The sequence below is a fragment of the Pseudomonas sp. B21_DOA genome (assembly GCA_030544685.1).
GTDB classification, from domain to species: domain Bacteria; phylum Pseudomonadota; class Gammaproteobacteria; order Pseudomonadales; family Pseudomonadaceae; genus Aquipseudomonas; species Aquipseudomonas fluorescens_AO.
Genome location: CP086683.1, coordinates 2,394,360 through 2,406,729, shown reverse-complemented (window position 1 = coordinate 2,406,729; position 12,370 = coordinate 2,394,360). Strand labels below are relative to the sequence as shown.

General features: G+C 61.1%; 8 protein-coding genes and 4 pseudogenes. 1 reads left to right on the top strand and 11 read right to left on the bottom strand.

Features of this window, described 5'->3' with window-relative positions; translation table 11 throughout:
- Nucleotides 1-17: 17 nt before the first annotated feature.
- Entirely contained in the window at nucleotides 18-521 is a 504-nt protein-coding gene (locus tag LJU32_10970) for a hypothetical protein (GenBank protein ID WKV90600.1), read from the bottom strand.
- A 460-nt stretch (nucleotides 522-981) separates the two neighbouring features.
- Here LJU32_10970 and LJU32_10965 point away from each other — a divergent pair, with 460 nt between their 5' ends.
- Entirely contained in the window at nucleotides 982-2,241 is a 1,260-nt protein-coding gene (locus LJU32_10965; protein WKV90599.1) for an OprD family porin, read from the top strand.
- 172 nt (nucleotides 2,242-2,413) lie between these two features.
- Here the strand turns inward: LJU32_10965 and pcaC are convergent, their stop codons facing one another.
- From pcaC to LJU32_10915, 10 genes and pseudogenes are all read right to left on the bottom strand, one after another.
- On the bottom strand, nucleotides 2,414-2,806 hold the full coding sequence (gene pcaC, locus LJU32_10960) for a 4-carboxymuconolactone decarboxylase (GenBank protein WKV90598.1): 393 nt from the start codon (nucleotides 2,804-2,806) through the stop codon (nucleotides 2,414-2,416).
- A gap of 10 nt (nucleotides 2,807-2,816) precedes the next feature.
- Nucleotides 2,817-3,608, bottom strand: coding sequence for a 3-oxoadipate enol-lactonase (gene pcaD, locus LJU32_10955; protein WKV90597.1), 792 nt, complete (start codon nucleotides 3,606-3,608; stop codon nucleotides 2,817-2,819).
- A gap of 11 nt (nucleotides 3,609-3,619) precedes the next feature.
- Nucleotides 3,620-4,983 (bottom strand): annotated as a pseudogene (locus tag LJU32_10950) (3-carboxy-cis,cis-muconate cycloisomerase).
- Nucleotides 4,984-5,028: 45 nt separating this feature from the next.
- A pseudogene (locus LJU32_10945) lies at nucleotides 5,029-6,323 on the bottom strand (metabolite/H+ symporter).
- A gap of 260 nt (nucleotides 6,324-6,583) precedes the next feature.
- On the bottom strand, nucleotides 6,584-7,150 hold the full coding sequence (gene pcaG / locus LJU32_10940) for a protocatechuate 3,4-dioxygenase subunit alpha (protein ID WKV90596.1): 567 nt from the start codon (nucleotides 7,148-7,150) through the stop codon (nucleotides 6,584-6,586).
- Nucleotide 7,151: 1 nt separating this feature from the next.
- A pseudogene (pcaH, locus tag LJU32_10935) lies at nucleotides 7,152-7,855 on the bottom strand (protocatechuate 3,4-dioxygenase subunit beta).
- Nucleotides 7,856-7,891: 36 nt separating this feature from the next.
- A pseudogene (pcaF, locus tag LJU32_10930) lies at nucleotides 7,892-9,096 on the bottom strand (3-oxoadipyl-CoA thiolase).
- Nucleotides 9,093-9,872: a CoA-transferase subunit beta gene (locus tag LJU32_10925; protein WKV90595.1), complete on the bottom strand. Its 780-nt coding sequence runs from the start codon at nucleotides 9,870-9,872 to the stop codon at nucleotides 9,093-9,095. Before LJU32_10925 ends, pcaF begins: the two are co-directional and overlap by 4 nt.
- The gene (locus LJU32_10920) at nucleotides 9,872-10,729 is read right to left on the bottom strand and encodes a CoA transferase subunit A (GenBank protein ID WKV90594.1); all 858 of its coding nucleotides are present in this window, start codon (nucleotides 10,727-10,729) and stop codon (nucleotides 9,872-9,874) included. Before LJU32_10920 ends, LJU32_10925 begins: the two co-directional genes overlap by 1 nt.
- Nucleotides 10,730-11,002: 273 nt before the next feature.
- The gene (locus LJU32_10915; GenBank protein WKV90593.1) at nucleotides 11,003-12,349 is read right to left on the bottom strand and encodes an MFS transporter; all 1,347 of its coding nucleotides are present in this window, start codon (nucleotides 12,347-12,349) and stop codon (nucleotides 11,003-11,005) included.
- Nucleotides 12,350-12,370: the final 21 nt, after the last annotated feature.

Here is a 12,370-nt window from a genome sequence, read left to right as displayed (position 1 = left end):
TAATGATCTCATTTACTCTACACACCAAAGTCTATGCCCTTGTTTTTTGCCCAGAACTCCCTTGCTACAACCTTAACCACAACGTTTTCGATATCGGTGTATATAAACTCGAAAGAGCCTTTTATAGATTGTCCGGAAGCTGAGTTTGAAATTTCGTCTACCTTCAGTTTGCCCTTGCCGAACGCGTCCCCTCCGACGTTCCCTGGATGTCCAACACCATAAATGCCATAAACCCTCCATCCGTCTTCAAATGGATCCTTGATTTCGTAAGTAGCGACCTTCAACTTTTCCTTGGCAAGAACCATGAACGAAGGAACCCTTTCCCCCGTATCCTCTCCGAAAAGAGCCTGGACAACAGTTCGCGAACTCGTTATGTAAAAGTTGAACCAATCAGACTTGCATTTCTCGGGCATTCCAGCCCCTTTGGTAATTTCCAACTCAACAAATCCTGTCACGCTTTCAATAACATTGATTTCTCCTGATTTGACATCTGAGGTCGACACCTGCTCTTTATCTTTCATAATAATATTCCCTTCTTCCGATCAGTGTGACTACGACTGCTTTAAGAGGGAACATAAGCTGAAAAACCAATAACCACTACTGTCAGAGTTGACAGCTAGGCAGCGCGGTGTTCTTAACCGAAGATACGAAATTTTCTCCAACATTAGAGAGCAGGCTCGCTCATGTAGCGATACAGATCGAACGGAAGGAGACTGCTCGCGAAGGGGCCGTCCTGCCAATACACAACTGAGTGTTCGATAACCGCCCAAAACCCGTCTTCAGCGATTGAACCCGAACCTCAAGGCCCTTCACCATTCGCCTCAGAAACCAATAACAAGAAGGTTCGACCCCATGCTCCAGCGCCCTGCCCCGCCCGGCTGACCGCCACCGTTCCACCCCGAATCCGCATTGCCCCACCTGCGCCGCCAACGCCGCGCCAGCGCAGCCGTTCGCCCTAAAAAACAAGAGAGACCCAAGTCCATGACAGTTTTCCCTGTGCCTTATGCATTGCCCGGTGTGATCGCCCTGGCCATCGCCGGTCTGGCCCTGCCAGCCAGCGCTGAAGAAGGAGGCTTCGTTGAAGGCGCGAAGGTCAACCTCAACCTGCGCAACTTCTACATCAACCGTAATTTCACCAACCCGACCAAGACCCAGGGCAAGGCTGAGGAGTGGACGCAGAGTTTCATCCTCGACGCCAAATCCGGTTTCACCCAAGGCACCGTCGGTTTCGGCATGGACGTGCTCGGGCTGTATTCGGTCAAGCTTGATGGCGGCAAAGGCACGGGCGGTACGCAGCTGTTGCCGCTGGACCATGACGGTCGCCCTGCGGACAACTTTGGCCGCACCAACGTCGCCTTCAAGGCCAGGCTTTCGCAGACCGAAGTCAAGGTCGGTGAGTGGATGCCGGTGCTGCCGATTCTGCGTTCGGACGACGGTCGCTCGCTGCCGCAGACCTTCCGTGGCGGCCAGATCACCTCGAAGGAAATCGCCGGCCTGACCCTCTATGGCGGCCAGTTCCGCGCCAACAGCCCGCGCGACGACAGCAGCATGAGCGACATGTCGATGACCGGCAAAGCCGCGTTCACCTCAGATCGCTTCAACTTCCAGGGCGGCGAATACCTGTTCAACGACAAGCGCACGCAGGTCGGCTTGTGGAACGCGCAACTCAAGGACATCTACAGCCAGCAGTACCTCAACGTGCTGCACAGCCAGCCGCTCGGCGACTGGACGCTGGGCGCCAACCTCGGCTTTTTCTACGGCAAGGAAGATGGCAGCGCGCGTGCCGGCGATCTGGATAACAAGACCTGGTATGGGATGTTCTCGGCCAAGTACGGCGGCAACACCTTCTATGTCGGCCTGCAGAAACTCACCGGCGACAGTGCGTGGATGCGCGTCAACGGTACCAGTGGCGGCACCTTGGCCAACGACAGCTACAACGCCAGTTATGACAACGCTCAGGAACGCTCCTGGCAGTTGCGTCACGACTACAATTTCGCCGCCATGGGCATCCCCGGCCTGACCCTGATGAACCGCTACATCAGCGGCGACAACGTGCACACCGGAACGATCACCGACGGCAAGGAATGGGGTCGCGAGTCGGAACTGGGTTACACGGTGCAGAGCGGCACTTTGAAGGATTTGAACGTCAGATGGCGCAACTCGACCATGCGCCGCGACTTCAGCAACAACGAGTTCGACGAGAACCGGTTGATCGTCAGCTACCCGATCAGCCTTCTCTAACCACACATGCCCCACTGTGGGAGCGAGCCTGCTCGCGAAAGCGCAGCTTCAGTCGACATCTCTGTCGAATATGAAATGGTCTTCGCGAGCAAGCTCGCTCCCACATTTTTGTGATCGACACAACTCCAATGTGGGAGCGAGCTTGCTCGCGAAGGCGTAATTTCGGGCGCCATCAATCCCGGGATTCGACTCCTAGCTCATCCCACACCGATTCCGCCAGATGAAACGTCGCATTCGCCGCCGGAATTCCGCAGTAGATCGCGCTCTGCATGATCACTTCCTTGATCTCGCCGCGGCTGACGCCGTTGTTGGCCGCCGCGCGCAGGTGCAGTTTCAGTTCGCCCTCGCGGTTCATGCCGATCAGCATGGCGATGGTGATCAGGCTGCGGGTATGGCGGGGCAGGCCCGGGCGGGTCCAGATGTCGCCCCAGGCGTGGCGGGTGATCATCTCCTGGAATTCCGAGTTGAACTCGGTCAGCGTGGTCAGGCTGCGATCGACGTGGGCATCGCCCAGCACCGCACGGCGGACTTGCATGCCTTCGTCGTAACGTTGTTTCTCGTCCACAAATTCTTCCTCACTGAGCCTGCAAAAACGCCAGCACACGGTCGCTGAAAGCGGCGCCGGCCTGCACGTTGGACAAATGCGCCGCATGGAACTCGGCGTACTCGGCACCGCGCACGTGGTCGCGGATGAAGTGCCCGCCGGACGGCGGCGTCACCGCATCTTCGCTGCCGGCAATCACCAGCAACGGCACGTTGATCGAAGCCAGTTGTTCACGGAAATCGGCATCGCGCACGGCCGCGCAGTTGGCCGCATAGCCTTGTGGATTGGTTGCGGCAAGCATGTCGGTAATCTTCTTCGCCGCCTCGGGATGCGCTGCGGAAAAGTCCGGGGTAAACCAGCGCGCAATCGAGGCATCACGCAGCGCGACCATCGCCGCCGGGCCATCGCGCAATACGGTTTCGATGCGCGGATTCCATACCGACGGATCGCCGATTTTCGCCGCCGTGTTGCACACGATCAGTTTGTGCAGACGATGGCCTGCGTTGATCCCCAGCCACTGACCGATCAGCCCGCCCATCGACAGTCCGCAGAAATGCGCGCGCTCGATATGCAGCGCATCGAGCAGACCGAGGACGTCATGACCCAATTGCTCAATGCTGTACGGCCCTTCGGTGACCAGCGATCGACCGTGGCCGCGCGTGTCGAAACGCAGCACGCGGAAATGCTCGGTGAACGCCGGCATTTGCGCGTCCCACATGTGCAGGTCGGTGCCTAGCGAGTTGGACAGCACCAGCACCGGCGCCTCCGCCGGGCCCTCAATTTCATAGTGCAGTTCGCCATCGGCGAGTTGAACGAAAGCCACAGCCCTCTCCTTCAGACAGTCAAAGCGTTGTGTTCAGCCACCGCGCGCTCGACCCAGGCTTGCGCCTGGCCGAGGTAATGCGCGGGGTTCAGAAGATCATCGAGTTCAGCGCCACTGAGTTCGGCGGTGACTTGCGGCTCGTCAGCCAGCACCGCACGCAAATGGCGTTGCTCGGCCACGGCGCGTTTGCAGCATTGTTCGAGCAGGTGATGCGCGGTGTCGCGGCCGACGCGTTGGGCGAGGACGATGCTCACCGCTTCGGCCAGCACCAGGCCTTGGGTCAATTCGAGGTTGCGCGCCATGCGCGCCGCGTCGACTTCCAGACCGTCGGCCAGCAAGCGCGCCTGTTGCAGCGAACCGGACACCAGGCAGCAGATTTCCGGCAGGGTTTCCCATTCGGCATGCCACAAACCGAGGCTGCGTTCATGTTCCTGCGGCATCGCGCTGAACAGCGTCGACACCAGCCCCGGCACCCGCGTGGCCGCGCCGATCAGCACCGCCGCGCCGACCGGATTGCGTTTGTGCGGCATGGTCGACGACCCGCCCTTGCCCGGTGCCGCAGGCTCAAAACCTCCGCTGCTTCGGTCTGCATCAACAGGCTGATGTCGCGGCCGAATTTGCCGAGGCTGCCGGCGATCAGGCCAAGCACCGCGCCGAATTCGACGATGCGATCACGCTGGGTATGCCACGGTTGCTCGGGCAGGGTCAGTTGCAGCTCTTCGGCCAATGCTTTGGCGATCGGCAACGCCTGTTCACCCAGCGCCGCGAGCGTGCCGGAGGCGCCACCGAATTGCAGCACCAGCAGCCGCGGTTTCAGCTCCTGTAGACGCAGACGGCTGCGCGTTACGGCGCCCAGCCATCCGGCGATTTTCATACCGAGAGTCACCGGCGTGGCATGTTGCAGCCAGGTGCGCCCGGCCAGTGGCGTGGTAGCGAAACGTTGTGCCTGAGCAGCGAGCGAGTCGGCCAGTTGCGCCAGTTGGTCTTCGATCAGCGCCAGCGCCTGGCGCAATTGCAGGACCAGCCCGGAATCCATCACGTCCTGACTGGTCGCGCCCAGATGCACATAGCGCTCGGCTTCGGCATCGCTCGAAGCGATCTGCTTGCCCAAGGCCTTGACCAGTGGAATCGCCGAATTACCGGCCGTGGCAATCGCCTCGCCCAGCGCTGCGAAGTCATACAGACTGGCGTCGCACGCTGCGGCAATCGGTGCCACGGCCGATGAAGGAATCAGCCCGACCCGCGCCTCGGCCCGGGCCAGCGCCGCTTCGAAATCGAGCATCGCCTGGACGCGGCCCTGATCGCAGAACACTTCGCGCATATCGTGGGCGGTGAAGTAGGCATCAAACAATTGATTGCCTGGTCGCTGAGTCATAAACAGTCCTTGCCGGCGCGGGCCTCGCAGCCCGCGCACATGGGTTTACAGATCGTGGTGCAAATACTTCGCCTGCTTGGGCAAACGCAGACTGAACAGGAAAGCCACCGCCATCATCGCCGTGACGTACCAGTAGAAGGCGTTTTCCATGCCGCCGGCCTTGAGGCTCAGGGCCACAAACTCTGCCGAACCACCGAAGATTGCATTGGCCACCGCGTAAGCCAGGCCGACACCGAGGGCGCGGACTTCCGGCGGGAACATCTCGGCTTTTACCAGACCGCTGATCGAGGTGTAGAAGCTCACAATCGCCAGCGCCAGGGTGATCAGTACGAAGGCGAGGAACGGGCTGGTGATGCTTTTCAGGCTGAGCAGAATCGGCACGGTGAACAGCGTGCCGAGGGCGCCGAACCAGAGCATCGAGTTCCGTCGGCCGATCTTGTCGGCGAGCATGCCGAATAACGGCTGCATGCACATATACAGGAACAGCGCGCCGGTCATGATGTAGCTGGCGGTCTTGGCGTGCATGCCGGCGGTGTTCACCAGGTATTTCTGCATGTAGGTGGTGAAGGTGTAGAAAATCAGCGAGCCGCCGGCGGTGTAACCGAGGACGGTGATGAACGCCGCTTTGTGATCGCGAAACAGTGCAGTGATGCTGCCGGCGTCTTTGTGCGCACGGGTTTCCTCGTTGGTGGTTTCCTTCAGCGAACGACGCAGGAACAGCGAAATCAGCGCCGCCACCGCACCGACCACGAACGGGATCCGCCAGCCGTAGGCACGCAGGTCTTCTTCAGTGAGGAACTGTTGCAGCACCACCACCAGCGACACCGCCAGCAGTTGTCCGCCGATCAGGGTCACGTACTGGAACGAGGCGAAAAATCCACGCTGGCCCTTGAGCGCAACTTCACTCATGTAGGTCGCGGTGGTGCCGTACTCGCCGCCCACCGACAGACCTTGCAGCAAACGCGCGAACAGCAACAGCACCGGCGCCCAGACGCCGATTTCCTTGTAGGTCGGCAGGCAGGCAATCAGCAGCGAGCCGAAGCACATCATCAGAATCGAGATGAGCATCGAGTTCTTGCGCCCGTGCTTGTCAGCGACCCGGCCGAAAATCCAGCCACCAATCGGCCGCATCAGGAACCCGGCAGCGAACACGCCAGCGGTGTTGACCAGTTGCACGGTGGGGTTATCGGAGGGAAAAACGCCGGGGCGAAATAGATCGCGCAGAAGGCGTAGACGTAGAAGTCGAACCACTCGACTAGATTGCCGGAGGAAGCGCCGACGATGGCAAAGATGCGCTTGCTGCGCTCTTCGCCGGTGTAGTGGGAGGTGGTGGTTGTCATTGTTTTTTCACTCGATAGGGACAGTCACAGTCTAGACATACTTTGCAACAGTCCCGTTCCACATTGGATCATCACCCACGTCTGGATCAGTGTTTGTGGCGAGGGATTTATCCCCGCTCGAGTGCGAAGCACTCGCAAAGCAGATACACGCGGTTCATCTGAATACCGCGCCGACTGGTTTTGGGGCTGCTTCGCAGCCCAGCGGGGATAAATCCCCTCACCACAGGGAATCTGTCCTGCAGGGGATTTGGGGTGTTCTCTCAATAATCGAAGAACACCGTCTCGGCATCGGTGCCCTGCAGAACTACATTCCACTGGTACACACCCGACGCATCCGCCTTGGCCAGCAACGTCTGGCGACGCTCCGCCGGCACACAATCGAGCAACGGGTCAGCAACGTTCGCCGGTTCGCCCTCGAAATAAATCCGCGTCAGCAAGTGCTTCACCAACCCTCGGGCGAACACCAACACCACCAGATGCGGCGCCTGAGTCGAGCCTTTCAGGCCGGGCACGGTGCCGGGTTTGATCGTGGTGAAACGGAAGCGCCCTTCGGCGTCCACCGGCACCCGGCCGAAGCCTTCAAAGTTCGGGTCGAGTGGTTTGTCCTGGTGATCTTCCGGGTGGTCGTACTTGCCGGCGGCGTTGGCCTGCCAGACTTCGAGCATGGCGTCGTTGACGACATCGCCATTGCCGTCCACCACCTGGCCGGTGATCGCCACGCGCTCGCCGAGGGTCAGTTCGTTGGCCAGGGTTTCGCGGTTCAGCCAGGTCAGGCCGATGTGGTAATACGGCCCGACGGTGTGGGACGTGGTCGCATAGAGCGTCATCTTATTTCTCCATCGGCGTGGCTTCACGGCCGCGCAGCACGATGTCCCAGCGGTAACCGAGGGCGTAGGACGGAATGGTTTTTCCAGATCGAAACTGGCGATCAAGCGTTCCTTGGCCGAAGTGTCCGGCACGCAGTTGTAGATCGGGTCGTACGCCAGCAGCGGATCACCGGGGAAGTACATTTGCGTGACCAGACGCGTAAGGATGCTCGGCCCGAACAGGGAAAAATGGATATGCGCCGGGCGCCAGGCGTTGTGGTGGTTGCCCCACGGATAGGCGCCGGGCTTGATGGTCTGGAACTGGTACCAGCCATCGGCATCGGTGACGGTGCGGCCGGTGCCGGTGAAGTTCGGGTCCAGCGGCGCGTCGTGCAGGTCGCGGGCATGGTTGTAGCGGCCGGCGGCGTTGGCCTGCCAGATCTCCACCAGAATCCCCGGCACCGGCAGGCCGTCTTCGTCGAGCACGCGGCCGTGAATGATGATGCGCTCGCCCAACGGCTCGCCGTCGTGCTGTGCGGTGAGGTCATTGTCCTTCTCGGCAACGTGTTCGGCACCGATGGTCGGCCCGGTGATTTCCGAAAGTGAATGGGGCAGGTACACCAAAGGCTTGGACGGCGAGCGCAGGTTGGTGGATTGATACGTCGGGTGCAGGTAGTCAGGCTGAGTGCCTGTCTGTGGGCGACGGTAACCAGGCTTGTCAGTCATTTCGCTTTCCTCAGTTCTTGTAAGTGCCGCAGCGCGTCAGACACGTTCGATGGCCAGAGCCAGACCCTGGCCAACACCGACGCACATGGTCGCCAGACCTTTCTTACCGCCAGTCTTTTCCAGATGATGCAGAGCAGTCAGCACCAGCCGCGCACCGCTCATGCCCAATGGGTGACCGAGGGCAATCGCGCCGCCATTCGGGTTGACCTGCGGCGCATCGTCGTCCAGGCCCAACTCGCGCAATACCGCGAGGCCCTGGCTGGCAAACGCTTCGTTGAGTTCGATCACGTCGAAATTGCTGACCGCGACGCCAAGGCGCTCGGTCAGTTTGCGCACCGCTGGCACCGGGCCGATGCCCATCACCCGTGGCGCGACGCCGGCGCTGGCCATGCCGAGCACTTTTGCGCGGGCGGTCAGGCCGTGTTTTTCACAGCTTCGGCCGAAGCCAGAATCAGCGCAGCAGCACCATCGTTGACCCCGGAGGCATTGCCGGCGGTGACGGTTTTGTCCGCGCCATTGACTGGCTTCAGTTTGGCCAGCGCTTCAATGGTGGTGTCGGCGCGCGGATGTTCGTCCTCGCTGACCACGGTTTCGCCTTTTATGTGGGCGATGCGCACTTCGACGATTTCTTCAGCGAAGTATCCGGCGGCTTGAGCGGCGGCGGTACGTTGCTGACTGCGCAAGGCAAAGGCGTCCTGATCTGCGCGCGAAACCTTGTAGTCGTCGGCGACGTTATCAGCGGTCTGCGGCATGGCATCGACGCCGTACTGCGCCTTCATCAGCGGGTTGATGAAACGCCAGCCGATGGTGGTGTCTTCCAGTTTCATATTGCGCGAAAACGCCGCGTCGGCCTTGCCCATCACGAACGGCGCGCGGGACATCGATTCGACGCCACCGGCAATCGCCAGCTCCATCTCGCCACTGGCGATGGCGCGGAATGCGGTGCCGATCGCGTCCATGCCCGAAGCGCAGAGGCGATTGAGCGTCACGCCGGGCACACTGTCCGGCAGGCCGGCGAGCAGCAATGCCATGCGCGCAACGTTGCGGTTGTCTTCGCCGGCCTGATTGGCGCAGCCGAGGAACACCTCATCGACCGCGTTCCAGTCCACCGATGGATTGCGCTCCATCAAGGCTTTGATCGGCACGGCGGCGAGGTCATCGGCGCGCACGGCGGACAGTGCGCCGCCGAAACGGCCAATAGGGGTGCGAATCGCATCGCAGATATACACGTCACGCATCATGCTTCTCCCGGCGCCTGACCGTGGGCGGCAGCGGTGCGCGCTTCAAGATCACGCAGTGCGGTCAGCTCGACTTCGGTCGGCTCAGCGGTGGTTTCAACGGATTCGGCAAAACGGATCGCCCAACCGGTGGCGGCGACCACTTGCTCGCGGGTCACGCCCGGATGCAGCGCGGTGACCACAAATTCGTGGGTGCCCTCCTCCGGTTCCATGATGCACAGGTCGGTGATGATGCCCACCGGCCCTGCGCCCGGCAGGCCCAGACGTTTACGCGAATCGCCACCCTCGCCATGACCGACCGAGGTGATGAAATCGAGTTTGTCGACAAACGACCGCGCCGACTGTTTAAGGATGATCAGCACGCTTTTCGCCGAACCGGCAATCTCCGGCGCGCCACCGGCACCCGGCAGACGCACTTTCGGCGCGTGGTAGTCGCCGACCACGGTGGTGTTGATGTTGCCGAAACGGTCGACCTGCGCGGCGCCGAGGAAACCGACGTCGATGCGCCCGCCCTGCAGCCAATAGCGAAAAATCTCACCGGTCGGCACCACCGTGTCGGCGGTCTCGGCCAGCTCGCCGTCACCGATGGACAGCGGCAGCACGCTCGGCTTGGCGCCAATCGGGCCGGATTCGTAAATCAGCACTACGTCCGGCGATGATGTCAGGCGCGCAAGGTTGGCGGCTTTCGAGGGCAGGCCGATGCCGACGAAGCATACCGAGCCGTTCTTCAGGCGCCGGGCCGCCGCGACGGTCATCATTTCATTGGTGGTGTAAGTCATTACTTGGCCTCCGAAGCAGCGGCCAATTTGGCCTGGAATTCGCTGAAATCAGCGCAGCCATGGATGTATTCGTTGATCCACGCGGTAAACGTCTCACGGTCGCGAGCGATCGGGTCCCACGCCTGATAGAAACGATTGTCACGCTCGGTGTAACCGTGAGCGTAGGACGGATGCGCGCCACCCGGCACATGGCAGACCGCGCTCAAGGCCCAGGTCGGCAGTACGCAAGCGTTCATCGGTGCATTGAGGTCGTCGACGATTTCTTCCACGGTGACGATGCAGCGCTTGGCCGCCAGCGCCGCTTCTTTCTGCACGCCGAGAATGCCCCAGAGCAACACGTTGCCTTTGCGGTCGGCTTTCTGCGCGTGAATCACGGTGACGTCCGGGCGTACCGATGGCACTGCCGCTAACACTTCGCCGGTGAACGGACAGGTCACGGTTTTGATCAGCGGATTGACCTTCGGCAGGTCGGAGCCGGCGTAGGCACGCAGCACCGCGAACGGCAGGCCGGATGCGCCAGCGACGTAAGCGTTGGCAAGGTCGGCGTGGCTGTGTTCTTCAATTTCCAGCGCGTGCGGCCACTGCTTTTCGACCGCGTCACGCAAACGGTGCAGCGAGCCCACACCCGGGTTGCCGCCCCAGGAGAAAATCAGTTTGCGCGCACATCCGGCGCCGATCAGTTGGTCGTAGATCAGGTCAGGCGTCATCCGCACCAGCGTCAGATCTTTCTTGCCTTGACGAATGATTTCATGACCCGCTGCCGTAGGTATCAGGTGAGTGAAGCCTTCGAGGGCGACGGTGTCGCCGTCGTTGACGAATTGCTTCACCGCGTCGTGCAGCGAAAGGATCTCAGCCATGGAGCGGGCTCCTGTTCTTGTAAGGAATCGCCAGTGATAAAAAGGCGCGAGGTTCAGCGCCGGAGTCACTGAAGATTAAGCTCGGGAAATTCGCCAAACAATCCGATAATCGACTGAGTGTTCGTTTATCGAACGGATTGTTGCTTCCCTAACGATCGTTCCCACGCTCCGCGTGGGAATGCAGCCGGGACGCTCCGCGTCCCTGTACAGCCGAACGCAGAGCGTCCGTTGAGGCATTCCCACGCGGAGCGTGGGAACGATCGAGGGTCTGCGTCAGGTCGCATCCGCATGACTGACCATGCCTTTGATCAACACCGCCGCCGTCGCCAAACCGGCCGGGATCACCAGTGCGGTCAGCACCTGCTCGAAATTCCAGCCCAGGCCAAGCAAGGTTGCGCCCATCCACGCGCCGAGGATCGCGCCGAAGCGGCCGATGCCGAGCATCCACGACACCCCGGTCGCGCGGCCTTGAGTCGGGTAGAACCGCGCGGCCAATGATGGCATCGCCGATTGCGCGCCGTTGACGCACATGCCCGCCACCAGTACCAGCGTCGCCAGCAAGGTGATGTTGCCCAGGCTCTGCCCCACGGCGTAGGCAAACACCCCGGCCAGCAGGTAGAAAATGCCGATGACCTTGTGCGGATTGAAGCGGTCCATCGCCCAGCCCACCCCGACCGCGCTCAACACGCCGCCAAACTGGAACAACGCACCGATGAACGCGGCCTGCTCCATGCTCGCGCCGCTGTCGCGCATCAGCGTCGGCAGCCAACTGGTCAGCAGGTACACAATCACCAGGCCCATGAAATAGGTCAGCCATAACAGCAGCGTGCCGGTGCTGTAAGTGCCGGAGAAGATCACCGCAAAGACATTGCGCGCCTTCACGGTCTTCTGTTCCGGCACGCTGAAGCTCGCAGCCTGGGCAACGGTAACCGGGTCGATCGGCGCGAGGGTCTTGCGTACTTTGTCGGTGCCACGGTTGCGCACCACCAGGTAGCGCGCCGATTCCGGCAGCCAGAACACCAATACCACGGCGAGGATCAGCGGCAGGATCCCGCCGATCATCAGCAGAGCATGCCAGCCGAACGCCGGGATCAGCTTCGCGGAGATGAAACCGCCGCCGGCCATGCCGAGGTTGAAGCCGCAGAACATGCTGGTCACCAGCAGCGACTTCTTGCGCTCGGGTGTGTATTCCGAAAGCAGCGTCGTCGCGTTGGGCATGCCCGCGCCGAGACCGAGACCGGTCAGAAAGCGCAACACCAGCAGTTGTTCGACGTTGGTGCTGTACGCCGAGGCCAGGCTGAAGCCGCCGAACAGAATCACCGCACCGACGAGGACAACCTTGCGCCCGAAGCGGTCAGCCAACGGGCCGGAGCCGAGCGCGCCGAAGACCATACCAATCAGCGCGGCACTCATTACCGGGCCGAGGCTGGCGCGGTCGATGCCCCAGTCTTGCGACAGCGCCGGGGCGATGAAGCCCATGGCGGCGGTGTCGAGGCCGTCGAGAAATACGATCAGGAAACACAGGATCACCACCCGCCACTGATAGCGCGAGATCGGTTGGGCGTTGATGAAGGTCTGCACATCGAGGCAGTTACCCACAGCGGACTGAGGCTGGTTCATTATTTTTATTCCACGCAAAAA